Below are 26,136 nucleotides of genomic sequence, written 5' to 3'. Positions count from 1 at the left end.
TCGCCAATTTATTGACCGACCGTACGGTTTATATTATGATTTCGTGAGACGGGCATATGGCCGCGCGAAGTTCACACAACAAATGAGGAGACGCTCATGACAATCCAACAGATTTCCAGCTTCGCGGCCGGTGAATGGGTTGCGCCCGGTGCGGGTGCCCGCAATATTACAAGCGCAGTCACCGGCGAGGTGATCGCCACGGCCGGCAATGGCGCGTTGGATGTGCAGGGGATGCTGGACTATGCGCGCAATGTCGGCGGGCCGGCGCTGCGGCAGATGACGTTCCACCAGCGGGCCAAGATGCTCAAGGCGTTGTCCGTTCATTTGGGTCAGCACAAACAGGAAATGTATGACCTGTCTTTCAGCACAGGTGCGACCCAGTCCGACCACTTGATCGACATAGACGGTGGTATCGGCACGATGTTCGTCTTCGCTTCGAAAGGTCGACGCGAGATGCCGGACGGATATGTCTATCTGGACGGTGAGGTCGAGCAGTTGTCGCGCAATGGCACTTTTCTGGGGCAGCACATCTGCACCCCGTTGCATGGGGTGGCGGTTCACATCAACGCGTTCAACTTTCCTGTCTGGGGGATGTTGGAAAAGCTGGCTCCAACCCTTCTGGCAGGCGTTCCGGCCATCGTAAAACCGGCGACGAACTCGTGCTACGTCACCGAACTATGCGTCCGGCTGATGCTGGACTCCGGCATTTTGCCTGCAGGCGCGTTGCAGCTGGTTTCGGGTGGTCTGGGCGATATGCTGGACCGTCTGACCATGCAGGACGTGGTCAGTTTCACCGGATCCGCGGAAACGGCGTCGAAACTGCGTTCCAACCCGGTCATCCTGGAGAATTCTGTTCGTTTCGTGGCCGAGCAGGACAGTCTGAACTGCTCGATCCTGGGCCCTGATGCCGAGCCCGGAACGCCGGAATTCGACCTTTTCGTCAAAGAAGTCCAGCGCGAGATGACCACGAAGGCCGGGCAGAAATGTACGGCGATCCGCCGGATCATTGCCCCAGAGCCTCAGGTGCAGGCGGTGATCGAAGCTCTGTCCGCGCGGTTGGCAAAAACGGTCATCGGCGACCCGCGGCTGGAAACCACACGCATGGGCGCGCTGGTCTCGAACGGTCAGAAACGCGATGTTCTGGAAAAGGCGGCAATCATCGGGCAGGAAGCCGAGCGCGTTTTCGGCAACCCTGACGATTTTCAGGTTGATGGGGCGGATGCCGAGAAAGGCGCGTTCCTGCCGCCGATGTTGTACCACTGTGCCAATCCGGATGCGGCCCGACGCGTCCATGACACCGAGGCTTTTGGCCCGGTCAGCACGGTGATGGGGTATCGCGATCTTGACCATGCGATCGATCTGGCGAACCGCGGGCAGGGGTCGCTGGTGGCATCGGTCATAACTCGTGACGCGGATGTGGCGCGGCAAGTTGCCCTTGGGGCCGGGGTCTATCACGGGCGGCTGTATTTCAACAATCGTGACTCGATGAAGGAATCCACCGGCCACGGCTCTCCTCTGCCGCATATGGTTCACGGCGGACCCGGACGCGCTGGTGGCGGCGAGGAGATGGGCGGTGTGCGTGGCGTGAAGCACTACATGCAGAGGACAGCCATTCAGGGGTCACCCGATTTGCTGACCGCGATCGGGAACAAATGGGTTCCCGGCGCGACCGAGGTCGCAGGGCCAGCCCATCCGTTCACGCGCCGGTTCCACGAGCTGGCGATTGGCGAGACCCTCCACACGGCGCCCCGTACAATCACGATGGAAGACATCGAACACTTTGCCAATTTCACCGGCGATACGTTCTACGCGCATATGGATCAGGCAGCGGCGGAACGGAACCCGTTCTTCCCGGGCCGTGTGGCCCATGGGTATCTGCTTTTGTCATTTGCAGCCGGATTGTTTGTTGAACCGAACGAAGGCCCGGTTCTGGCAAACACGGGTCTTGACGGGTTGCGATTCATGAAGCCCGTCCAGGCGGGTGATACCATCAAGGTGCGGTTAACGGTCAAGGCCAAGACCAAACGGAACGAAGAATACGGCGAAGTCCGCTGGCATGTCACCCTGACCCAACAGGATGATGAAATGGTTGCGGAATATGAGCTTTTGACGATGGTCGCCTACTAGGCCCGGAACCCATTGAATTCGGCAGGTCAGCGTGTTCACGGTTCGAAAAACGAGCGGTGAACATGTCTGATCTTCGGGATGCGTGCCAGAATCCGGGGGCGCAAACAGTGCGGGTTGCCTGCAAAGCACGCTAAGCGGCGCAATCGCGTCAAGATATTGTTCGACAGAATCAAGGGCTGGCGGCGCGCCACGACCCTTTGCGATCGAGGCTCAAAGGTCCTCTCGCCCGCGCCGCCATGAGTTGGCTGTGAAACCTTATCCCGGCGCGCGTTAAACATGCACATCAACCTGAGTTCGCAGATTGGCCGGGCGCGTTCCATCAGGGTGGAAAAACGGCGGTCTTCTTTACCGTTCCATAAACAAAGCTGGTGTCGATCGAAGCAATCCCACCGATCGGGTGAATTCTGTTTCGTATGAATTCTTCATATGCCTCGAGATCCGATACCAACACCCGCAGCTGGTAGTCCATTGCCCCGGTCAGCACGTGGCATTCAAGAACTTCGTCGATCATCCGAACGCGTTTTTCGAAATTCTGTACGTCCGTTTCATTGTGTCGCTCCAACCGGACCCGCACAAAAACGGTAATGCCTATGCCGTATGCGGCGGCGTCCACATCTGCGCTGTAACCCTTTATGATCCCGCGCGCTTCGAGGTTCTTGACCCGGCGCAGACACGGCGACGGAGACAGGTTCACCTCGTCGGCAAGGTCCTGGTTCGTCATGCGCCCGTCCTTTTGCAGCGCCCGAATGATCTGTCTGTCTTTATCGTCCATTTCAACCTTAAAATTGGCAGAATCTGCCAATATAGATCGCTGTCTTGATACTATTTGCAAGCACAAGCCCAAAGTAAAGGTGCAAACTGGCGTCAGCTTGAAACAGGAGCTTGCAATGACTCGTTCAACCGGATTTGCCACCCGCGCCATTCACCACGCTTACAACCCTCTGGAAAATGACGGCGCCCTTACTCCACCGCTGCATTTGACGTCCACGTTTACCTTTGAAACCGCAGAGGCTGGTGGAGAGATGTTTGCCGGTGAACGCGCAGGTCATATCTACAGCCGAATTTCTAACCCCACATGTGACCTTCTGGAACAACGCATTGCGGTGCTTGAAGGGGCCGAGGCCGGACTGGCCCTTTCCAGCGGCATGGGGGCGATCACGGCAGTGCTTTGGACCCTGCTGTCGCCGGGGGACGAAGTCATCGTGGACAAAACACTCTATGGCTGCACCTTCGCCTTCATGCGCCATGGACTGGCAAAATGGGGGGTCACGATCACCCATGTCGACATGACAGACCCAGAGAACCTGAAAGCTGCCGTTTCTGACAAAACCCGCGTTGTCTATTTCGAAACTCCGGCCAATCCGAACATGCGCTTGGTGGACATCGCCGCCAGCGCCGAAATTGCGCATTCGGTCGGTGCAACGGCTGTCGTCGACAACACCTATGCCAGCCCCTATCTGACCCGCCCGATCGAGCACGGGGCGGATATCGTTCTGCATTCTGCCACCAAATATCTCGGTGGGCATGGCGACGTGGTCGCTGGTCTGGTTGTCGGCACCGCCGAACAGATCGCCGAAATCCGCCTGGTCGGAATGAAGGATATGACCGGTGCGGTCATGGCCCCTTTCAACGCGATGCTGATCCTGCGTGGTCTAAAAACACTGAACCTGCGTCTGGATCGTCATTGCGCGTCAGCCAAGGTCGTCGCTGATTTCCTCGAGGCGCACCCCGCCGTCGGTGAGGTTTATTTTCCCGGGCTGAAAAGCTTTGCCCAGCATGATGTCGCGCAGCGGCAAATGTCCCAACCCGGCGCCATGATCGCGTTCGAGATCAAGTCCGGCCTGTCCGGTGGGATCGAATTCATGAACCGCCTGAACATGATCCAGCGCGCGGTGTCCTTGGGCGATGCCGAAACGCTGATCCAGCACCCTGCATCCATGACGCATTCGACCTATACCCCGGAAGAACGGGCCGCGCATGGGATCAGCGATGGTTTGATCCGTTTGTCCGTCGGGCTTGAGGATGTCGAAGATATCCTCGCAGACCTGGAGCAAGCTTTGCCGTATCCTGCCCGCAGCGCCGCCTGAACCCGGAGACCGCCATGCACATTGATCCCACTCAGTTGAAGATCGTTGAACAACGTCTGCTATGGTTGTCGCATTGGATGATCCACAATGCCAACCAGATCCGACCAAAGGTGGATGGGATCAAGGTTGGTGGCCATCAGGCGTCGTCTGCTTCGATGGTGTCGATCATGACCGCGCTCTATTTTTCGGCCCTGCGCGCTGAAGACCGGGTGGCGGTCAAACCCCATGCCTCGCCGGTTTTCCATGCGATGCAGTATCTCATGGGCAATCAAACGCGCGAGAAGATGGAAAACTTCCGTGGTTTTGGCGGTGTGCAAAGCTATCCCAGCCGGACCAAGGATATCGACGATGTCGATTTTTCTACCGGGTCTGTGGGTTTGGGTGTCGCGATCACCTCGTTTGCTTCGATCATTCAGGATTACATCAAGGCCAAGCGCTGGGGCTCGGATGCTCCGATGGGGCGGATGGTGGCCCTTGTAGGCGACGCAGAACTGGACGAAGGCAATGTGTACGAGGCTTTGCAGGAAGGCTGGAAGAATGACCTGCGCAATACGTGGTGGATCGTTGACTACAACCGGCAATCCCTGGATGGCATCGTCCGCGAAGGGCTGTTCGAACGGATTGAAAAGATCTTCGATGCGTTCGGTTGGGATGTCGAGCGCGTGAAATATGGGGTTCTGCAACGCGCGGCCTTTGAAGAACCGGGTGGCGATCGCCTGCGCGACTGGATCGATGCGTGCCCCAATCAGGAATATTCGGCTTTGACCTTCATGGGTGGCGCAGTCTGGCGGCAGCGTCTCATGGACGATCTGGGGGATCAGGGGGATGTGACCGCCCTGATCGAACGGCGGACGGATGCAGAGCTGGCTGCCCTGATGGAAAATCTTGGCGGCAATTGCGTCGAGACCATGGCCCGGACATTTGCCGCCATCGATCATGATCGCCCGACCTGTTTCCTGGCCTACACCGTCAAAGGGTGGGGCACCCCCATCGCAGGTCACAAGGACAATCACGGCGGGCTGATGAACAACAGCCAGTTCGCCGCGTGGCAGTCGCATATGGGCGTGCCGAAGGGCGAGGAATGGGAGCCGCTTGCGACAGTGCAGGACCCAGCCGCATTCAAGGATTTTCTGGCAAAGGCACCGTTCTTTGCCAAGGGTCCGCGCCGCTATTTCGATGACAAGCTGGACGTGCCACGGATCGAGGTCGACACCAGCCGTGAAATCTCGACCCAGATGGCGTTTGGCAAGATCCTTGACGATCTGTCAAAAGGTGATGGCCCGTTGACCGAACGCATCGTGACAACCTCTCCGGATGTCACCGGCACGACGAACCTCGGGCCTTGGGTTAACCGGCGCAAGCTGTTTGCCCGATCCATGCAAGCCGATGCCTTCATAGAACATCGGATCCCTTCGACGGCGAAATGGGAGTTCACTCCGGAAGGGCAGCATATCGAGCTTGGTATCGCCGAAATGAACCTGATGCTACTTCTGGGAGCGGCGGGTCTGTCGCATTCCCTGTTTGGCAAACGGTTGATCCCGATCGGCACCGTCTATGACCCCTTTGTCAGTCGCGGCCTCGATGCGCTAAACTATGCCTGTTATCAGGATGCACGCTTTATTCTCGTCGGTACGCCATCGGGCGTGACACTGGCACCTGAAGGCGGAGCGCATCAATCCGTTGGTACCCCCCTGATCGGCATGAGCCAGGACGGGCTGGCCGCATTCGAACCCGCCTTTGCTGATGAACTGGCGGTGATCATGGAATGGGCCTTCGACTATCTGCAACGCGACGGTGAAGGGCAACCGAACGAGCGCACATGGCTGCGCGATGAAACCGGCGGTTCCGTCTATCTGCGTCTGACGACCAACCCGATTGAACAGCCTGGAAAGCGTGTCGACGATGAGTTCCGCCAAGGTGCCATCGATGGGGCCTATTGGTTGCGAAAACCGGGGCCCAATTGCGAAGTTGTAATCGCCTATCAAGGTGCCGTCGCGCCCGAGGCAATCAGGGCCGCCGGTATCATCGGCGAGGGCCGTCGCGATATCGGCGTTTTGGCCGTGACGTCCGCGGATCGGCTGAATGCCGGTTGGACGGCTGCACAACGCGTGCGGTCGCGGGGCAACCCCGCCGCACTTTCCCACATCGAGGCCCTAATGTCTGGCCTGCCGGCGCATTGCAATCTGGTCACCGTGATTGATGGGCATCCTGCAACATTGTCGTGGCTGGGCGCTGTGCGCGGTCATCAGACCATTCCGATGGGGGTCGAACATTTTGGCCAGACAGGAACGATCGGTGATCTCTATCGCCACCACTGCATTGATGCCGATGCCATCATCGAAAAAGTGAATGGTTTGACCCGTGGCAGAGTACTTCATCGGGCAACAAGCGCTTGAGATCGGGCCAACAAGATCAGGAACGAACCCGCTCGGTCTCTTGTTTGACCTATGTCGCATCGACGACGGTCATGTCATCGAAATGATCGGCACGATTGTGTGTGTCCGGTGCGTTTCTCCGACGCCCAACGGCAGGCATCTGCCAGCAAGATGTCGAATTTTGTACCCGCGTCGACCCAGGCTTGACGCGGCCCGGCCCTGGCGGTTGCGTCAGGGTCTGACCTGTCAGGGTGTTCCCTTATTGGAAGCTTTTCGGCGAAAATGCCCGTTTTCCCGTCTATACAACCGGGATGGCAGCCGGTAAGGGGCTGTCTTTACCCTTGGATGATCCGCTGATCGCAATTCCGCACAGCGCCTATCACCTGGCCGATACAAAGAACCACCACCGTGAAACAAACCATTGCAGATGCGCTAGCGCGCAAGGGCTATGATACATTGACCCAAGTTCAGCGAGCCGTCACCCAGCCCGAACTGGAAGGGCGCGACATGTTGGTTTCGGCCCAGACCGGATCAGGGAAGACCATTGGGTTTGGTCTGGCGATAGCACACAGGGTGCTGGGCGATGAAGAAACGCTCGGCAAACCCGAAGCGCCGTTGGCGCTGGTTGTCGCACCGACCCGCGAGCTGGCACTTCAGGTGAAACGGGAACTTGGTTGGTTGTATTCCGGAGCGGGAGCGTTTCTGGCCTCGTGCGTTGGGGGCATGGACATTCGGGATGAACGTCGCGCGTTGGCCCGAGGCGCCCATATCGTTGTGGCCACTCCGGGACGACTTCGCGATCATATCAATCGAGGGTCAATCGATCTGACAGCTATCCGAGCGGTTGTCCTGGACGAAGCGGACGAAATGCTGGATCTGGGGTTCCGCGAGGATCTTGAGTTCATCCTTGATGAAACACCCGCAGATCGTCAGACCTTGTTGTTTTCTGCCACTGTGCCACGCGCAATTGCCAATCTGGCCAAGCGGTATCAGCGCGACGCGGTACGTGTGAGCACGGTCGGCGAACAGACCCAGCACGCGGATATCGAGTATCGGGCCATGACGGTGGCGCCGCGTGATGGTGAAAACGCGATAATCAATGTGCTGCGATATTACGAGGCCCCCAATGCCATCGTTTTCTGCAACACCCGAGCAATGGTTTCGCGCCTGACCGCTCGCCTGTCGAACCGGGGGTTTTCTGTCGTGGCCCTGTCCGGTGAGCTGACCCAGAGCGAACGATCCAACGCGTTGCAGGCCATGCGTGATGGACGGGCCCGGGTCTGTGTCGCAACCGATGTTGCGGCCCGCGGCATCGATCTGCCCAACCTTGATCTGGTGGTCCATGCCGAACTGCCCAACAGCCATGAAACACTGCTGCACCGGTCTGGCCGCACAGGTCGCGCCGGGCGCAAGGGCGTCAGCGCCCTGATCGTCGCGCCATCATCGCGAAAAAAGGCAGAGCGCATTCTGAAATTTGCCAAGCTGACAGCAGAATGGGGATCGGCCCCGTCTGCCGACGAGGTGAACGAGCGTGATCAGGTTCGGATGCTGGCATCAGAGGACTGGCAGGTAGAGATTACGGAAAGCGAACGGCCGTCTGTTGAAAAACTCATTGCTCGCTTCACGCCCGAACAAATCGCGGCCGCTTACCTCAGGCAATACAAACTGCGCCATTCCGCCCCGGAAGAGCTGTCGGCGGTCGATCAGACCACCCCAAGACCACGGGCATCCTTTGGGCCCGGCGTCTGGTTTTCATTGTCCGAAGGGCGCAATCAGAATGCGTCCCCCCGTCATATGCTGCCGATGATCTGCAAGGCGGGCGATCTGACAAAAGACGACATCGGTGCCATTCGGATTGCCGAGGACGTAACTTATTTCGAAATCAGTGAAGCCAGTGTCGACCGCTTTCTGACCGCCATTGGTCCGGAGATGAAAATCGAAGAAACCAAAGACCTTGTGCGGTTGGATAAAGCACCGGATCTGTCGTCAACCGGTCGGTCCGGTCTCAAAAGTAAGTTCAAAGGCAGACCTACGGGACACAAAAAGGAAAACTCTCCGGCTGAGCGGAAAGCCCACCGCCGCCAATCCAAGCCCGAGGCTCAGCCTGCCCAGACCGTGCCCGCGACCGAAACCCGCCGAGCGTCGGATGACGACGCAAAAAGCCAGTTCAGGGCTTCGGGCGCAAAACCTAAAAAGCGCAAGCCCGACAGCGTCGAGCAAAAGAGGGGTCGTTCCAAACAAGCCGGAGACGCGCCGAAAGGTCCGCCGCCGCCGAAGGGCAAGCCAAACAGCAAGAAGAATCGTGCACGCGCGGCGGCCGTCAAATCCGCCAAGGGTGGCAACGCAGTTCCAAAACGTCGCAAACCCGGACCCAAGGGCAGTTGATTTCCGCCACGGACAAGGTTTGTCCTCTGGCCATTGGCAAGTGACCAGGTGCTGTTGATTTCGGTCCCGGCATACACATGTGCTTAACAGTTGCGTGATTTTTAGGGGTTGGAGCAAACTAAGCTTTGCTCTTCTTGCCATCTCAACCGAATACTGTGGTACAGGACATTCTTTTCGGGGTTTTCATGCGGTTCAGTGTCGGCATTGCTGTATCTATGCTGGTCGCCGTATCCATCGGCGTGTCGACCTTTGTTGTTCATTCGCTGTGGTGGACGACCGCGCGGGACAACAGCCGCATGCTTGCCGCTGAGATCAACAGCCAGATTGCAAACGCGGTCCGTATCGAAGTCGGGGCAACCCTCAGATCCGCCGAAGCCGCATGGTCGGCGGTGCGCACGATTTTTGTACAGAATGTCATCGCAACACGGCAGGCCGATAAACGAGAGTTCGTGTTTCTGTCTCAGTTGCAGGCGCAGCCGAATATTTCCTGGATTTTCTTCGGTTGGCCGGACGGCAATTTTTTCGCGTCGCATCGGTTGGGCGACAGCGGGCTTGAGATGATCGAGATCGACAAGGCCATCCGCGACCGGAACCTGCGAACCGATCGATACATTTTTGTTCCCGGGGATATTCAGTTCGAAGAAAGGAGCTTTGTTCCGACCTCTTATGATCCTCGCGATCATGCCTGGTTCAACAATTTCATGTCCCTGGACACAATGGGATGGATCGAAGCGCGCGATCTTCCAGGCAGTGACAAGACCGTATACGCATTTGCGGGGCCGATCGATGTCAACCGGGCACGGCAGGGTGTCCTTGCGGTCGCAATAGAAACCGACCGTTTGTCACGCTTTCTGGCGACGCTTGAGCCCGGCGAATTTGGAGCTGCCTTTATTCTGGATGCTGATGGCAAAGTAATTGCCGTTCCCGACGCAAAAGCGGACGAAGTTACACCGGCGCGCATGGGCGAGGGTGAACTGTACGAGGTTGCCCAGATCTCGGGGGAAAAACTGTTGGGCGATCCGGATGGCAAGACAGCGGGCAGTTCGACGAAGCGCGTGGTGATCGATGGCGTCCCCTATGCGGTGGCCCTGACACCTTTGAGTTTTTACGGGTGGCGCGTCGCTACGGTCATTCCGGAGGCGGCGTTTTTGTCGGGTATCAATGCAACCTTGATAGACCTGATCTATATCCTGATCGGGGTCGTGATCGTCTCAACCGCCCTGGCGATCTGGTTGATCCGTCGAATTGTAGCCAATCCTTTGGCGCGCATTGCCGAGGATCTGAGCAAGATCGAACGCTTCGACGTCGAACGCATTCCACGCCGGCCTTCAAACCTTTCCGAGCTTGCCAATCTGTCTGCGGCAACGGCCAGCATGGCAGCAGGATTGTCCGCGTTCAGAAAATACGTGCCGACCGATCTTGTGAAAATGCTGGTCGCTGAAGGCATCAAAACGCAGCCCGGTGGCGACATGAAGCAGATATCCGTATTGTTTTGCGATGTGACCGGATTCACCGGGTTGTCGGAAAAACTCGGCCCCAAAATCATCCAGTTGATGGAGCCCTTTTTCTCTGCGGCCGCAGCTGCCGTCGCGCGCCATGACGGGACGATCGACAAATTCATGGGTGACGCGGTCATGGCGATCTGGGGGGCACCGCGCAAGGATGCTCTCCATGCCGAAAATGCCTGCCGCGCGGCGCTGGATCTTGTCGCGACCGTGGAAGATGCGGGCATCAAAGACGAGGCCGGAAATTCCCTGCGTGTCAGGATCGGGTTGAACAGCGGTGAAGCTCTGGTTGGCAACATTGGGTCAGAGCAGCGGTTGAACTACACGGCGATCGGTGACGTCGTGAATGTGGCCAGCCGATTGGAAGGGGCCAACAAGGAGTATGGTACGCGTATTCTGATCGGTCCCGAGACCCGGCACGAAGCCGCCGATGCAATTGTCGTCCGAGAGCTGGACACGCTCGCGGTCTTTGGCCGGACCGAGGAGCTGGTGGTCTATGAGCTGATTGCGATGGCCGACGGTCTTGAAGGATCCCTTGATTGGATCGAGACCTACGAACAAGGTCTTGCGCATTATCGTTCCGGCCGGTTCGAGCAGGCGATAGCTGCGTTTGAGGCCGCGGACAAAACGCGGGGCGGGGACCCTGTGTCCGTCGCCATGAAGCTGCGCGCAAACAAGCTTTTGACCAACCCTCCCTCGGGGGATTGGCGCGCGGTTACGCATACGAACAAGACGTGAGAGTGCAGGCAATGAGCGCATGCTAACAGCACCCATTAACAGAAAGGTCTGAGTGCCCGGGAGAGGGTTTCGGGTCGTCGTATCGATTTCGCAGCGAAGATGAGAATGAGATCCGGAAATCAGGGTGCAACGGTAGAAAGACTCCTCAAAGATTTCGGCAGAAAGACACTGTTGACATTAGATATTGTATTTTGGATACATTAGGCAGAGGGATCGCGACGACCTGTGCTGTCACTGAATGCTCTGGCGACAAAGAGCCATGCGATTGTCTTTCAAAGTCCTTTTCTGGGAGAAAATCATGAACCTCAAACTTCTGGCCGCAACCACTGCGATCGCCCTGACGGGCGCCGTGGCGCAGGCAAATACACTTGTATATTGTTCCGAAGGATCGCCTGAAGGGTTCGATCCTGCGCTGTACACCGCGGGGACGACCTTTGATGCGTCTTCACATCCGATCTACAATCGGTTGCTTGAATTTGAAACGGGCACGACCAATGTGGTCCCCGGCCTGGCCGAAAGTGTCGAGGCCAGCGATGATGGTCTGGAATACACTTTCAAGCTGCGCCAGGGCGTCAAGTTCCACTCGAATGACGCGTTCACGCCGACCCGCGATTTCAACGCGGATGACGTGATTTTCTCCTTCATGCGTCAGAAAGACGAAAACCACCCTTATCATCAAGTGTCAGGCGGAACCTGGGAATATTTCCAGGGTATGGGGATGCCTGATCTGGTCGAGTCCATCGAAAAGATCGACGACTACACGGTGAAATTTACCCTGTCCAAGCCCGAAGCACCGTTTGTCGCCAATATGGCGATGGACTTTGCCTCAATCGTGTCGGCGGAATACGCTGCGGCAATGATGGAAGCCGGTACGCCGGAAAAACTGAATACGGCACCCATCGGCACCGGACCTTTCTCGTTCGTGGCATATCAAAAAGACGCGGTGATCCGTTACGCGGCCAATGATGCGTATTGGAACGACCCGGCGCGGGTCGAAAACCTGATCTTTGCCATCACGCCGGATGCGTCTGTGCGCTATCAAAAGCTGAAAGCAGGCGAATGTCATGTGATGCCCTATCCGAACCCTGCCGACATTCAGGCAATGAAGGATGATCCGGACATCAACATGCTGGAACAAGAGGGCCTGAACGTTGGTTATCTGGCCTACAACACCACCATGGCGCCATTCGACAATCCGAAGGTGCGCAAAGCGCTGAACATGGCGATCGACAAGCAGGCGATCATCGACGTGGTCTTCCAGGGCTCGGGCCAGGTGGCCAAGAACCCGATCCCGCCTACCATGTGGGGCTACAACGACGCCATCGTGGACGATCCCTATGATCCCGAAGCGGCCAAGGCGATGCTTGAGGCCGAAGGTGTTTCGGACCTGTCGATGAAAATCTGGGCCATGCCCGTCCAGCGCCCCTACAACCCCAATGCCCGTCGCATGGCCGAATTGATCCAGGCGGATTTCGCCAAGATCGGTGTGGGCGTCGAAATCGTCTCGTACGAATGGGGTGAATACCTGTCCCGCTCGAAAGAACTGAACCGGGACGGTGCCGTTCTGCTGGGCTGGACCGGGGACAATGGCGACCCGGATAACTTCCTGGCGGTTTTGCTGGGCTGTGACGGGGTCGAAGCATCCAACCGGGCGCAATGGTGCCATCAGCCATTCGAAGACCTGATCCTGAAGGCCAAGCAAAGCACGGATCAGGCCGAGCGGACCAAACTGTATGAAGAAGCGCAGGTTGTGTTCAAAGAGCAGGCTCCGTGGGCAACCATCGCGCATTCGGTCGTTTACATGCCCATGAGCAACAAGGTGCAAGGCTATAAGGTGCACCCTCTGGGCGGTCACATCTTCTATGGTGTGAGCGTCGAATAAACCACCACTCACAAACCGGAGCCACCTGATTGGTGGCTCCGGCTTTCTTATTGAGGAGGTCGGGCAGAATGCCGGATTTGTCCGAATACCGCCAATTGGCAATGGATATGTCAGTGGACGCAGTGGCCCTGGTGCCGGGTCCAAATTTCACCCGCGCATTGGGCAAAACCTTCATGAGCCACGAGCGCCCTTTTGTCGTGGTGATTCCGGCCATGGGTGATCCGGCGGCGATCGTGCCCAATCTGGAACTCGCCTCATGGGATCTGGTTGGATTTGAGGGTGCCGTATTCGACTGGCGCGATCAGACCGGCTATGACCGCGCATTTTCCGCGCTGGCAGCGCATAGTCCTATCAGATCGTTGGCCGTCGAAGGTCAGGTGATGCGGGTTTTCGTGTCTGCGGCGTTTACCCGCGCAATTCCGGATCTGCGGATTGTGGACGGTGAACGCGAAATCTCGGGCCTTCGTGCCTTCAAAACTGACGACGATATCGCCGCGTTGCAAGCGGCCATCGATATCTCGGAACGCGCGTTGGAGCGTGTGATTGCTGATGTACGTGCAGGTCAGACCGAAAAACAGGTCGAGCAGGCGCTGATACAGGCCCTCTTCGCAGAAGGAGCGGAGTCGCTGGCCTTTTCCCCCATCGTGGCTGCGGGGGACAATTCAGCGCGACCGCACGGAAAGGCGCGTGCCGACTACCGGATCAGGGCAGGCGACGCGATGTTGTTCGACTTCGGCGCTCGAAAACATGGTTTTGCGGCCGACATCACGCGAACTTTTTTCGTTCAGGACGTCCCGGACGAAGGCAGGGATGTCTACGACACCGTTTTGCGCGCCAACAAAGCCGGGTTCGAAGCCTGCCGCCCCGGCGTGACGGCACATGACATCGACGACGCGGTGACAAGCGTGCTTGAGGCCTCGCCTTTTGCTGATCGTATCCGGACCAAGACAGGTCACGGTCTGGGCCGGGATGTGCATGAGGCACCGTATATCATGCGCGGCAACAGTCAGATAATCCTGCCGGGCATGGTCTGGACCAACGAACCCGGTCTGTATGAATTGGACAAGTTCGGCGTTCGCATCGAAGATGACGTTCTTGTCACCGGGGATGGCTGTCGGTCGCTGACCCGCTTTCCCAAAGAACTTACGATCATAGGTCGCTGATGCTTGGCTATTTCCTTACCCGTCTTGGCCTGTTTGTTCCGACATTCCTGGGCGTGACGCTGATTTCGTTCATGTTCATCCGGGTGCTGCCCGGCGATCCGATCATCGTGATGGCCGGTGAACGCGGCATGACGGAAGAACGTTATCAGGAAATGGTCGAAAAGCTGGGTTTCGACAAACCGGTGTTGCAGCAGTATTGGGATTACCTCACCGGAGTGCTTCAAGGTGATCTGGGCGAAAGCTTTGTCACCAGGAAACCTGTGTGGGACGAGTTCTTTTCGCTGTTTCCCGCAACGCTGGAGTTGTCCCTGTGCGCCATGATCTTTGCCATTGCACTGGGTCTGCCCGCAGGTGTGATCGCGGCGGTGAACCGAGGGAAGTTCTTTGACCGGGCGCTGATGTCCTCGGCGCTGGTCGGGTACTCGATGCCCATCTTCTGGTGGGCGCTGCTGTTGATCATCATATTCTCGGGCAATCTGGGCTGGACACCGGTCTCGGGACGGATCGACCTGTTGTATTACTTTCCCAGCGTCACCGGCTTCATGCTGATCGACAGCCTGTTGTCGGGTCAGGAAGGAGCATTCGGATCAGCCGTGCGCCATCTGATCCTGCCGACGATTGTGCTGGGAACGATTCCGCTGGCGGTCATCGCACGCCAGACCCGGTCGGCGATGCTGGAAGTTCTGGGCGAAGACTACATCCGCACCGCGCGTGCCAAGGGTTTGTCGCCAACGCGGATCAACGGGGTGCACGCGCTGCGTAACGCGCTGATTCCGGTTGTCACGGTGATCGGCCTGTCGGTGGGCACGTTGCTGGCAGGAGCCATCCTGACCGAAACCATCTTCAGCTGGCCGGGCATAGGCAAGTGGATGGTCGACAGCATTTTCCGCCGAGATTACCCGGTTGTTCAGGGCGGATTGCTGATGATCGCGGTGATCGTGATGCTGGTGAACCTGCTGGTCGATGTCCTTTACGGCATCATCAACCCTAAAATTCGGAGGCGGTAATGGCCGAACTATCCGCAACCCCGCCCAAAACGGAAGACCGCCCCAGCGCCCTGCGCGAGTTCTGGTACTACTTCAGCGAAAACCGCGGTGCTGTCATCGGGCTGTGGGTTTTTGCCGCCTTTGTATTCTGCGCCACTTTTGCGCCCCTTCTGGCCCCTTACGACCCGACGGAACAGTTCCGCGACCATATCCTGCAACCGCCTGCATGGCAGGAGGGCGGAAGCTGGGCTTTCCCGTTGGGTACCGATCCGCTGGGTCGGGACATGCTGTCGCGCCTGATCATGGGCTCGCGCTATTCCTTTTTTGTCGGAATCGTCGTCGTCTGTGTGGCCGTGTCGGGCGGCGTGATGATTGGCCTGCTGTCGGGCTTTGCCCCCAAATGGGTCGATACGCTGATCATGCGGGTGATGGATATCGTTCTGGCCTTTCCGTCGCTGCTGTTGGCACTGGTGCTGGTGGCCATCCTTGGCCCGTCGCTGACCAACGCGATGATTGCCATCGCCATCGTTTTCCAGCCCCACTATGTGCGGCTGACCCGCGCATCGGTTCTGGCGGAACGCCAGAAAGACTATGTCACTTCGGCGCGCGTGGCCGGTGCTGGCCGGTCACGCCTGATGTTCATCACCGTGCTGCCCAATTGCCTGGCACCCATCATCGTACAAGCGGCACTGTCCTTCTCGACAGCGATTCTGGACGCAGCCGCCTTGGGCTTTCTGGGCATGGGTGCACAGCCGCCCACGCCGGAATGGGGCACCATGCTGGCCGAAGCGCGCGAATTCATACTGCGCGCCTGGTGGGTGGTTACCTTCCCCGGTCTGGCAATCCTTGTCACCGTACTTGCCATCAACCTGATGGGCGACGGCCTGCGCGATGCGCTGGACCCGAAACTGAAACGGAGCTGATCGCATGAGCCTTTTGCAGATCCGCAACCTGACTGTTGAATTCGCCACAGCCTCGGGCAGGTTCCGCGCCGTGGATGGCGTAGATCTGTCGGTGGACAAGGGTGAGTTGCTGGCTATCGTGGGTGAAAGCGGCTCGGGTAAATCGGTGTCGATGTTGGCGCTGATGGGGTTGTTGCCCTGGACCGCGACGATCACCGCTGACGAGATGCGATTTGAGGGGCTCGATCTTGCCGGCCTTTCGGCCCGTGAACGCCGCAGGATCATCGGCAAGGACATGGCGATGATCTTTCAGGAGCCGATGTCGTCGCTGAACCCCTGTTTCACGGTGGGATTCCAGATCAAAGAGGCCCTGCGCATCCATCTGGGATTGAACCGCAAGGACCGCCACCAGCGCGCGATTGAGCTGTTCGACCAGGTTGGCATCCCGGCCCCGGAAAGCCGCCTGAGCACCTTTCCACACCAGATGTCAGGGGGCATGAACCAGCGCGTCATGATCGCGATGGCCATCGCCTGCAAGCCCAAGCTGCTGATTGCGGACGAACCGACCACTGCGCTGGACGTCACCATTCAGGCGCAGATACTCGACCTGCTGGTTCGATTGCGGGACGAACACGATATGGGCCTTGTGCTGATCACCCATGACATGGGGGTGGTGGCCGAAACCGCCGAACGGGTTCAGGTGCAATATGCCGGACAAAAAGTCGAAGAGCAGCCCGTGCGTGATTTGTTCCGCACGCCGCGTCATCCCTATACATCGGCCCTGCTGAGCGCCTTGCCCGAGCGCGCGACCTCCAAGATCCTCCCGACGATTCCCGGCGTTGTGCCGGGCCAATTCGATCGTCCCGCAGGGTGCCTGTTCAGCCCGCGATGCCGGTTTGCTGATGCAACTTGCGCTGAAATACCACCGACCCCCCATGCCGAAGCCTTCGGCAAGGCACGTTGTCACCACGTAGAAAAAATCGCGGCCGGAGAATTGGCATGACCGACCCCATCGTTCAGGCGAAAGATCTGACCAGGTTTTACACGGTGAAGGGCGGGTTGCTGTCCAAGTCAGCAACGGTGAAGGCCCTTTCGGGGGTGGATTTCGAGCTGAAACCGGGAAAGACTCTGGCCATCGTCGGAGAGTCCGGCTGTGGCAAGTCAACACTGGCGCGATTGGTCACGATGATTGAAGAGCCGACGTCGGGAAGGCTGACGATTGACGGTGTCGACATTACCCCGTCGCAATGGAGCAAGATGCGGGAAACGGTGCAAATCGTGTTCCAGGATCCGTATGGATCGCTGAATCCACGTCAGCGCATCGGCCAGATCTTGCAGGAACCGCTGATCATCAATCGTCCGGACATGTCCGCCGCAGACCGCGAGACACAAGCGCGCGACATGATCGAGATGGTGGGATTACGCCCCGAGCATTATGATCGCTATCCACATATGTTCTCTGGCGGGCAGCGTCAGCGTATCGCCATTGCACGCGCGCTCATGTTGAATCCCAGGGTCCTGGTTCTGGATGAGCCGGTTTCGGCACTCGACGTCTCGATCCAGTCGCAGATCCTGAACCTGCTTGTGGATTTGCAGGAACGGCTTGACCTCGCCTATCTGTTTATTTCGCACGATCTTTCCGTGGTTCGACATTTTGCCGACGACGTGATCGTGATGTATCTGGGGCGCGCTGTTGAAAAGGCGCCCAAAGAACAGCTGTTCGCCGCGCCGCGCCACCCCTATTCCAAGGCGTTGCTGTCCACGACGCCCCGAGCCGACCCTATGGCCCGAAAAGAACGGATCAAGCTTGAGGGCGAACTGCCGTCGCCAATGAATATTCCAAAAGGTTGCGCCTTTGCGCAAAGATGTTGGCTGGCAACCGATCAGTGCAGGGCAACATTGCCTGAACTGGCCGGAGAAACGCATCAGGTCGCGTGTCTGTACCCCTTGTAATGCAAGTAGGTTTTTACGTTGGTGTGAGACGGTGGCAAACAGGGCGGCCTCAAGAAAAGCGACGTTGACTTCTTGTCGGAGAACCTCCGTGCCCAGGCGCTGGCAGGAACGGCGCGCCGGCGTGGGCGACCATGCCACATGTTTGTGTCGCTATCGTCGAGACCGCCATCTTCGAACCCGTACGTAAGACAGGACCGTCTATTTCCCCAAGTGCGGCCCGAGCGGCCATATCCCTTGGGCGGCTTGGGCCTGATGACTTCGATGCACGGACGCGCGTGACAAGAATACTCCGCCCCTCTTCCGGACGGGTCTTGCCCGGAGAAGGGAGGCATGTGCCAGACCGAATGCAGGGGCTACTCTGCCACTTCCGCCGAGGGTTCGTGTTTTTTGAATTGCTGATCGAACAGGTTGCGGAAGGCTCCGTTCTTTTTCATCAACTCGTCCAGATTGCCCTGTTCCACGATCGAGCCATCCTGAACCACGATAATCTTATCCGCTTCCAGAACAGTTGAAAGTCGGTGCGCAATGACGACGACGGTCACATCCTTTGTCAGGGTGTCCAGAGCCTTTTTGACAAGCGATTCCGATTCAGCGTCCAGCGCGCTTGTGGCCTCGTCCAAAAGCAGGATCTCGGAATTTCTCAGTATTGCGCGTGCGATCGCAATTCGCTGTTTCTGACCACCTGACAGGAAGGTTCCGTTTTCGCCGACTTGCGTTTCGTACCCTTCCGGCAGGTCCATGATGAACTCGTGCGCATGTGCGGCTTTGGCCGCGGCAATGACCTCTTCCTCGGTTGCGTCAGGGGCCGAGCAGCGCAGATTGTCCATGATCGACGTCGAAAACAGAAACGTATCCTGACCGACATAAGAGATTTTTTTTCGCAGGGACGCAAAGCTGACCTCGCGCAGATCCTGGCCATCAATCTCGACGCTGCCCTCATCGGGATCGTAGAACCGCATGATCAGCCCGAATATCGTAGACTTGCCACCGCCGGACTGACCAACGAGCGCGGTGGTCTTGCCGGCCTCGAACGTGACGTTCATGTCTTCGATCACAGGTACGGCACCTTGATAGCCGAAAGTCACATCGCGCAACGTTATCTGGCCGGGGCCTTCGATCAGGTCATGGGCTTCGGGGCTTTCCACCATCGTGTCGTCCTGATCCAGCAGGCCGAACAACATGCTGATACCAACCATGCAGGTTTCGATCTGAACGCGCATTTTCGACAGCCGCTTGGCAGGTTCATAGGCCATCAGCAACGCCGTGATAAAGGACATCAACTGGCCAGCGCTGGGTTGTTCCGTACCTGCGATTCCCATCGTGCTGACCACTAGTACACCCGCCACGGCGAGGCCGGCCAGAAACTCCATAAGAGGGCTGGCAATGGACTGCAACTTGGCGATATCGTTCGACCGCTGTTCAACTTTCCGGATGGCGGTGTCCATGCGGTTGATCATCCGGTCTTCGAGCGAGAAGACCTTGATGACCTTGATCCCTGCCGAGGTCTCTTGCAGCACCCTAATGATTTCCGCCAGTGACTTGAATTCGGCCTGCATGATCGTTCGTACGCTCTTCAGCAGATAGCGAACACCCAACAGGGCAATCGGACCCACGACAAAGAACAAGACGGACAGAACGGGCTGCTGATACACCATCACAGCAACCAGCCCGACCAGAGTCAGAGCGTCGCGGACGAACCCGGTGACCAGCACATCGATCAGGTTTCTGGCTGCCTGCGCGCCATGGGTGGTGCGCATCAGAAGGTCCGACGATTCATTGGTCGAAAAGAACGCGACCCCATGTTTGAGCAGTTTGCGGTAAACCTTGTCCTGCTGTTCCGCCACGATCCGATTGCCTGCGCGGGCAAGGTAAATAGCCTGAATATAGGATGCGACCGCTTTGACCAGAAACAGGAGGACAACCCCCAACGCAATTACATGTGCCCAACCCTGCAAGTCGGGGCTGGTCATGGCATCGACAATGTATTCCATCATATATGCGGAGCCGGCCGTGGTGACCGCCACGGCAATCATTGCCAGAACCGCAATACCATACAGCTTGCCTTGCGCGTAAAAGCTTTCACCTACAAGGCGGCCCATATAGCCTGATCGCCACTTGTTCCAGGCGCGCTTTATCATTGCGTTCTCCAAATCGTGAAACTGTGCGCACGCTCAGTTAACCTATATTTTGTCGGGCCTAAAGGACAGATGCCAAGCTGCGGCAGAGCGGCCCATCCCGACTGTCTGAGCTGTACGCCCGCTAAATAATGGCTGGTTGACGATCGGACAAGAGTTGGAAAGCGCAAGGACAACCAGGATTTGCCTCTTTGTACGGGCGCAGGCAGGGTTGGTGGCGTGACAGGATTCGCAAAAAAACGCCGTAAAACACGGGCTTTTTTGCCACAAACGAGTCGTATGTCCGGCATGAACCCGCTAACAAAGGGCTGTATTTCCGGACATTGAACACGTGTTGATCCGAAAACCAGACAGGGAACGGGCACAAGTATCGTATCCGATCCTGTGCGGGGCCGGTTGTTGGAAATCGAAATTCAGCGCTGCGGCCAGGTCTCTCGGGCGTTGCCTTCACCCCTCTTCTTGCAAATATGCAAGAAGGTTAACAATATCTTCGTTCTTTTTCAGGCCGCGAAACTGCATTCGATTGCCCTGAAGATACCTTTTGGGATCCGTCAGGAACGCGCTCAGGGTCTCATGCGTCCAAACGATGTCGGAACTTTCCAGCGCTGTCGAATACTTGTATCCCTCTGCCTGTCCGGCCTTTGTGCCGATAATACCGTGCAGGGACGGGCCAACACCATGGCTGCCTTCTTTCAATTTGTGGCAGGCACTGCATTTGCGAAACACCTTTTTGCCCGCCGTCGCGTCCCCCTGAACATCTGCGGCAGCAACATCCTCTGTGGCTTCCGATGCCGTCGAGGCCTGCTCTTCATCCGTGTTAAAGATCAGCCGGGCCGTAATAGGTACCGTTCGGGTGATGCCGGGCAGGCTTGCCAATTCCATAAGCTTGTCCACGCCGGCGTTCACACCGGCGTCTTCCGTGCTGAGAAACACCATGTCGTTTGTCGAAACAAGCACTGACGTCTCGGACAAGCGTGCGACGAACATTTCCGCGTCAAATTCAACTTCCGTGCCGGCCAGCGAAAGCACGGAAGCAGCTTCCAGAGTGGTGGTTTCACCCACGGCCAGCCCTGAAACCTTCGCCATGTCGAATTCGGCCGTCAGGCGCGCAGTGGGTGCTTGGCGGAATACAAATTCGATCATTCGTTCGTTGCGAATATCTATGTTGGTCTCGACCGAGGACAGGTCGATTTCGATTTCGGCTATGCCCTCCTGTGTCACGTGTCCGCTCAGGCCGGTGAAACTGTTGACCTCGCCCACCGCGTTTTTCTTGATCGTTCCATAGGCCAGATGCGAGTGGTCGGACTCCAGTGTCCAATCTGCTGCCCAAATGGGTGTTGCAACAATTGCCGACGCAAACGTGACTGCCTTCAACAGAAGTTTCATTTCTTTCCTCCGCGGTTTATGTCAGTTTTGGCCCTGCGGGCCGGGTCCGTTTCTGACAAACACACACAGGTCGTGTTTTATTCGATGAGTGCCGAGATGACTTCCGAACAGGCCGTTCGTGACGCCGTACAGATGCACTCAAGACGCGTCTGGCGGTTTGCTCTGGCGTTGTCGGGGGCATCAGATGTGGCGGACGATCTGGTGCAGGCTACATGCCTGCGTGCGCTTGAGCGGCATCATCAGGTAACATCGCATGATCGTCTGGACAGTTGGCTGATGACGATCTGCCGGTCAATCTGGTTGAACGAAGTGCGGTCTCGTTCCGTCCGGCGGGCACAGGCGCTGTCCGTGACCCCGGAAGCGGAACTGGTCGCAACTTTGCCGGATTCAGAAACGAATATTTTTGCGGCTGAAGTGTTTACTCAAGTGATGCAGCTGCCAGAAGCGCAGCGGGAAACGGTCATGCTTGTGTTCGTCGAAGGGTACAGCTATCGCGAAACCGCTGCATTGCTGGACGTTCCCATCGGCACAATCATGAGCCGGCTATCGAATGCCCGGCGGAAACTGAAAACCGTGATGCAGTTTGAGGCGGCAGACACCGCGCGACGGAGTGGCAAATGACGTTTTCCGACGAGACGCTGTTGGCGTATCTGGAAGGCACGCTGGATGAGGCTCAGAGCCGCGCCATCGAGGCCGCGGTTGAGGATGATGTCGAGCTTGAACGCCGCTTGATGGCGCTGGATCCGTTTGCGCCTGTCGTTGGGCAGGTCTTTGAGAAACTGCCCACCGCGGCGCCGAAGGTCGATTTGCCGGAACCCGTGGCGCAAAACACCAATGCTGGGTTTCTGCGCCTTCTGGTCGTGGCCGCGGGCGTCGGGGTTGCAGCCGTCGCCCTGACATTCTGGGCGACGCGTCCGGCGGAACCGGGCTGGGCGCAGCAAGCGGCGATCTATCAGTCGCTTTATGTGCCCGAGACGATTGTCTCGCTGGACAGTTCCGAGGCATCGCTGGACAAGCAGTTCGCGATGGCCGAGGCAGCACTTGGCAGGTCTCTGAACCGTGAAGCGCTGGACTCCCTGCCTGGGCTGGAGTTGAAGCGAGCACAGGTTCTTTCGTTCAAGGGAAAGCCCTTGGTTCAGGTCGTTTTCGCCGATGAGCAGGGTCAACCTTTTGCCTTCTGTGTTATCCGTCAGGGACCGAACGCCCCGAAGGCAGAGGTCAAACAGGCCATTCTGAGCGGTTTGGCAACAGCGACCTGGGCGCAGGATGGCTATGGTTACATGCTGCTGGGCAGCTCTCCGCAGACCGATTTGAGCAGCGAACTGGATGTTCTGACCCGAACCTTTGCGGGCTGACGGAATACCCCTTGTGAACCAACGGGAATGCCCGAAGAATGCGGGGTATGACGTCGAAGAAACCCTTGCCCCTTCCTGAAGACGAGGCCGAAGATCTTGGCCCCGCCAGCATCTATGACGGCGATCCGTCCGAAGAGGACGACCTGTGGTTCTTGCCGCCGGATGAAGTCGAGGAAGACGAGGGATTCTTTTTGCCCGGGCCGCGACGCGAACAGCGCCTGCTGTTCGATCCGCGTGATTGGCGGGCAGCGCAGTCCGACCTTTCTGCGGAACTTGCAGATCTGGCCCTGACTTTTGGCGCGCTGGATGAACGGTTGCGAGCGGGCCCCGAAGGCTGGACGCATCGCTTGGCATTGATGGAGACGTCCGATCTGGGGTGGTGGACCGGAGACCGGATCAGCGTGGATCGATTGGCCTTGTGGACCGGTTTGCGGATCGGCGCGACTCATGATGACGTGCAGGCCCTGTTCCGGGCCGGATGGGCTGTACGACGCCTGAGTTCGGGCGCGCCGCCTGCTGCCGGCGGTTGGGAACGGGGGCTGACCGCGTTTCTTGACCGACTGGCTCAGGGGGCCGACGCGACCCCGGAATCCATCATTGATCTGGCCGAGGTCATGCAAAACGCCGAAGGGCTGCATCCTGTGACGCAGTCGGCAATTGCGTTTCACGCGTGGCGGGCGGTGTCACAAGGCATCGGACAAGACACGGAAGCAGCCGTCATAGCCGCGCGGCATGCGGCCTCCATGGGGCGTGGCGGTGCGCAGTTTATGCCCTTGGCCTTGTCCGGGCCGCGTGCGCTGCGCGGCTCGGGGGATCCGGCGGAAAAACTGAGCGCATGGATCGGCGGCGCAGGGCAGGCAGCCCTTGCAGCGTTGTTGCACCTGGACCGGATCAGCGCGTGGGAGGCGAAAGCCAAAAAGGTCACGCAGGATCTGAGCGGCCGCACCCCGCCGCGCCTGATCACTGCATTGACGGCCTGGCCCATGGTATCCGCGCCTTTGGCAGAAGACCTGACCAAGGCTTCCCGCGCGGCGGTACAGCGCAATTTCGACCTGTTCGCGCAGCGGGGTCTGGTTCGCGAGGTCACCGGGCAGGGGCGTTACCGCGTCTGGACGGCGGCGCTGTAATCCATCAGCCAATCGCGAAACGTACGCGCTGCCGGGCGCAGCGCCGTGCGGGAGGGATAGACCAGATGATAAGCTTCCTGCCCCGGGCAGGAGAAGTTCGGCAGGCAGGGGACCAAGCCCGACAGTTTCATAATGCGATCTGACGCGGGCGCGCGCGCCAAGGCAATGCCGCATCCGCTGGCGCAGAGCTCGGCCGCCATCACCGAATTGTCGGCAAAAAAATACCGTGCCTGGCCTGCTGGCAGCCGCTGGTGTTCGAACCAATGCGGCCAGCTTGCCCGATGGGTCGAAACTTCGATCAAGGTGAAGTCGAACAAGTCCTTTGCCGTCTCGATCCGGGCAGCAATCTCGGGCGGGGCGATGGGATACAGATGTTCGCGCATCAACTCGTCACTTTCCGAGCCGAACAGCGCGGGGTTTCCGAACACGATCTGAAGGTCAGTGAACCGATTGGCAAAATCCGACATGACATTGCCGGTCGAAAGCGAAAGGTTGATCTGAGGATGCGCCGCCTGAAAATCGGGAACACCCCCGGCCAGAATGCCATGTGCAAACAGCAGCACCGACTGCACGTAAAGCCTTTGCTCGCGGGTTTCACCGAACAGACCGGCGGTTGCCGTTTCCAACATGAGCAAGGATTGCTGTACCGACGGCAGATAGGCGCGCCCGGTCTCGGTCAAAGTAACCGCATGCGCGTGACGGTGAAACAAGGGTGTGCCCAGTCTTGTCTCCAGCGCCTTGACCTGCTGGCTGACGGCGGCAGGCGTCATGTTCAACTGGGTCGCGGCGCGGGCAAAGCTTTCGGTTCGGGCCGCAGCCTCGAATACGCGCAGCCAGTTGAGGGAAGGGACGCGGGCGTTCATTCCGACAGGCTAAGCAGAACTTAGCCTCACCGGCAAGACAATTAGGTCTGAGCTTTTGATCCCCCGCCTTAGGCTTGTAATCAGTGAACAGATGAAATGAGCCTTCTATGTCAGACCCCGCCCTGCCGCCACGAGCCAAGCGCAAGATCTGGAATTACACGCCACAGCTGCCGATTCAGACCGCGCCCTATTGGGATTGGCCGATGAAACCTCTGGCCGCGTTGAAATACCTGCTGCAAAGCTGGAACCCGCTTGCATTGCGGGCGCTGCTGCTGGTCTTTGCGGTCATCAGCTGGACCTATCTGACGCCTTCTTTGAGCAGGATCGAGACCTTCGGCTGGGATTGGGTTGCGGAAATCTGGTTCCGCAATTTCTGTATCCTGATGGTGGTCGCAGGCGGTTTGCATCTGGCCCTTTGGAAGTTCCACACGCAGCAGGACGAATACCGCTATGACATGCGCCCGATGATGAAGGGCGCCAAGGTGTTCACATTCAAAAATCAGGTCTGGGACAACATGTTCTGGACCTTGGGCCCGGCATTGACGTTCTGGACGTTCTGGGAATGTCTGATCCTCTATTCCTATGCCAATGGCTGGATCACGATGATCACGTTAGACGGCAACCCGATCTGGTTCATCGCCATGACCGTCTTCGTGCCGATCTGGGCCGGGTTCCATTTCTACTGGCTGCACAGGCTGCTGCATGTGGGTGTGCTTTATACAAAAGTCCACGCTTGGCATCACCGCAACATCAATACCGGCCCTTGGTCGGGGCTTTCGATGCATCCGGTCGAAAGTTTCTTTCTGATGTTCGATACGATGATCTTCTTCCTGCTGCCGTCTCATCCGATCCACGCCATTTTCCTGCTGTTCCATCACGGCATCGGCGCTCCGACCTCTCATGCCGGGTTCGAGCATGTGAAGTTCGGCAACAAGGCCAAGTTCCAGGTCGGGGATTTCTTTCACCAGCTGCATCACCGGTTTTTTGACTGCAATTACGGCACCTGGGAAACCCCTTGGGATGAATGGTTCAACACATTCCACGACGGCACCGATGAAGGCAATGACATGGTCAAGGAACGCCGCCGCAAGATCTGGGCCACCGAATAGCCCGTGAAGGCAGATCCCTGCCGGACCCAAGCGGGTCCGGTGGGCGCGTTTGATCCAA

At 58.1% G+C, this 26,136-nt stretch carries 19 protein-coding genes; 15 read left to right on the top strand and 4 right to left on the bottom strand.

The features are described from left to right. Positions 1–96 precede the first annotated feature (96 nt). Complete coding sequence (gene paaZ / locus ACR0FB_RS13395) at positions 97–2,127, top strand: phenylacetic acid degradation bifunctional protein PaaZ (protein ID WP_480620991.1); 2,031 nt, start codon at positions 97–99, stop codon at positions 2,125–2,127. A gap of 319 nt (positions 2,128–2,446) precedes the next feature. On the opposite strand, the gene ACR0FB_RS13390 is transcribed toward paaZ, so the two are convergent. Further along, positions 2,447–2,899, bottom strand: coding sequence for an Lrp/AsnC family transcriptional regulator (locus tag ACR0FB_RS13390; protein WP_171636498.1), 453 nt, complete (start codon positions 2,897–2,899; stop codon positions 2,447–2,449). A gap of 115 nt (positions 2,900–3,014) precedes the next feature. Here ACR0FB_RS13390 and ACR0FB_RS13385 point away from each other — a divergent pair, with 115 nt between their 5' ends. From ACR0FB_RS13385 to ACR0FB_RS13340, 10 genes are all read left to right on the top strand, one after another. Further along, positions 3,015–4,214 (top strand): methionine gamma-lyase, encoded by a 1,200-nt coding sequence (locus ACR0FB_RS13385; protein ID WP_171724612.1) that lies wholly within the window; start codon positions 3,015–3,017, stop codon positions 4,212–4,214. 14 nt (positions 4,215–4,228) lie between these two features. Continuing rightward, entirely contained in the window at positions 4,229–6,610 is a 2,382-nt protein-coding gene (locus ACR0FB_RS13380; protein ID WP_480620994.1) for a 1-deoxy-D-xylulose-5-phosphate synthase N-terminal domain-containing protein, read from the top strand. 387 nt (positions 6,611–6,997) lie between these two features. Further along, positions 6,998–8,974 (top strand): DEAD/DEAH box helicase, encoded by a 1,977-nt coding sequence (locus ACR0FB_RS13375; protein ID WP_480490950.1) that lies wholly within the window; start codon positions 6,998–7,000, stop codon positions 8,972–8,974. 185 nt (positions 8,975–9,159) lie between these two features. Continuing rightward, positions 9,160–11,217: an adenylate/guanylate cyclase domain-containing protein gene (locus ACR0FB_RS13370; protein ID WP_480620996.1), complete on the top strand. Its 2,058-nt coding sequence runs from the start codon at positions 9,160–9,162 to the stop codon at positions 11,215–11,217. A 298-nt stretch (positions 11,218–11,515) separates the two neighbouring features. Further along, positions 11,516–13,099: an ABC transporter substrate-binding protein gene (locus ACR0FB_RS13365; RefSeq protein ID WP_480620998.1), complete on the top strand. Its 1,584-nt coding sequence runs from the start codon at positions 11,516–11,518 to the stop codon at positions 13,097–13,099. Between the two features lie 68 nt (positions 13,100–13,167). After that, a complete protein-coding gene (locus ACR0FB_RS13360) occupies positions 13,168–14,262 on the top strand; it encodes a M24 family metallopeptidase (protein ID WP_480621000.1) in 1,095 nt (364 codons plus the stop codon). After that, on the top strand, positions 14,262–15,269 hold the full coding sequence (locus tag ACR0FB_RS13355) for an ABC transporter permease subunit (RefSeq protein WP_170345192.1): 1,008 nt from the start codon (positions 14,262–14,264) through the stop codon (positions 15,267–15,269). The genes ACR0FB_RS13360 and ACR0FB_RS13355 overlap by 1 nt, the downstream gene beginning before the upstream one ends. After that, positions 15,269–16,171 (top strand): ABC transporter permease subunit, encoded by a 903-nt coding sequence (locus ACR0FB_RS13350; RefSeq protein ID WP_257601120.1) that lies wholly within the window; start codon positions 15,269–15,271, stop codon positions 16,169–16,171. Before ACR0FB_RS13355 ends, ACR0FB_RS13350 begins: the two co-directional genes overlap by 1 nt. Positions 16,172–16,175: 4 nt before the next feature. Continuing rightward, positions 16,176–17,153, top strand: coding sequence for an ABC transporter ATP-binding protein (locus ACR0FB_RS13345; RefSeq protein WP_257601119.1), 978 nt, complete (start codon positions 16,176–16,178; stop codon positions 17,151–17,153). Then, a complete protein-coding gene (locus ACR0FB_RS13340; protein ID WP_480621003.1) occupies positions 17,150–18,103 on the top strand; it encodes an ABC transporter ATP-binding protein in 954 nt (317 codons plus the stop codon). Before ACR0FB_RS13345 ends, ACR0FB_RS13340 begins: the two co-directional genes overlap by 4 nt. Before the next feature lie 353 nt (positions 18,104–18,456). Here the strand turns inward: ACR0FB_RS13340 and ACR0FB_RS13335 are convergent, their stop codons facing one another. Together ACR0FB_RS13335 and ACR0FB_RS13330 are read right to left on the bottom strand one after the other, a co-directional pair. Then, positions 18,457–20,241, bottom strand: coding sequence for an ABC transporter ATP-binding protein (locus ACR0FB_RS13335; protein ID WP_171636480.1), 1,785 nt, complete (start codon positions 20,239–20,241; stop codon positions 18,457–18,459). Between the two features lie 444 nt (positions 20,242–20,685). After that, positions 20,686–21,624 (bottom strand): c-type cytochrome, encoded by a 939-nt coding sequence (locus tag ACR0FB_RS13330; protein WP_171636478.1) that lies wholly within the window; start codon positions 21,622–21,624, stop codon positions 20,686–20,688. A gap of 96 nt (positions 21,625–21,720) precedes the next feature. Here ACR0FB_RS13330 and ACR0FB_RS13325 point away from each other — a divergent pair, with 96 nt between their 5' ends. The 3 genes from ACR0FB_RS13325 to ACR0FB_RS13315 are packed head-to-tail and all read left to right on the top strand — an operon-like array spanning position 21,721 to position 24,106. After that, positions 21,721–22,245, top strand: a complete 525-nt coding sequence (locus ACR0FB_RS13325; protein ID WP_245218156.1) for an RNA polymerase sigma factor — start codon at positions 21,721–21,723, stop codon at positions 22,243–22,245. Further along, complete coding sequence (locus ACR0FB_RS13320; protein ID WP_480488750.1) at positions 22,242–22,979, top strand: hypothetical protein; 738 nt, start codon at positions 22,242–22,244, stop codon at positions 22,977–22,979. The genes ACR0FB_RS13325 and ACR0FB_RS13320 overlap by 4 nt, the downstream gene beginning before the upstream one ends. A 38-nt stretch (positions 22,980–23,017) precedes the next feature. Continuing rightward, positions 23,018–24,106, top strand: coding sequence for a helix-turn-helix domain-containing protein (locus tag ACR0FB_RS13315; protein WP_480488752.1), 1,089 nt, complete (start codon positions 23,018–23,020; stop codon positions 24,104–24,106). Here ACR0FB_RS13315 and ACR0FB_RS13310 read toward each other — a convergent pair. Further along, positions 24,079–24,969, bottom strand: a complete 891-nt coding sequence (locus ACR0FB_RS13310; RefSeq protein ID WP_480621006.1) for a LysR substrate-binding domain-containing protein — start codon at positions 24,967–24,969, stop codon at positions 24,079–24,081. The two genes, ACR0FB_RS13315 and ACR0FB_RS13310, sit on opposite strands and share 28 nt — an antisense overlap. Positions 24,970–25,076: 107 nt before the next feature. Here ACR0FB_RS13310 and ACR0FB_RS13305 point away from each other — a divergent pair, with 107 nt between their 5' ends. Next, on the top strand, positions 25,077–26,078 hold the full coding sequence (locus ACR0FB_RS13305; RefSeq protein ID WP_480621008.1) for a sterol desaturase family protein: 1,002 nt from the start codon (positions 25,077–25,079) through the stop codon (positions 26,076–26,078). The last annotated feature ends 58 nt before the right edge of the window (positions 26,079–26,136 follow it).

The organism is Ruegeria sp. P10, from assembly GCF_056534925.1.
The sequence above is the reverse complement of the archived record's forward strand: the minus strand, read 5'-3'. Positions and strand labels throughout refer to the sequence as shown.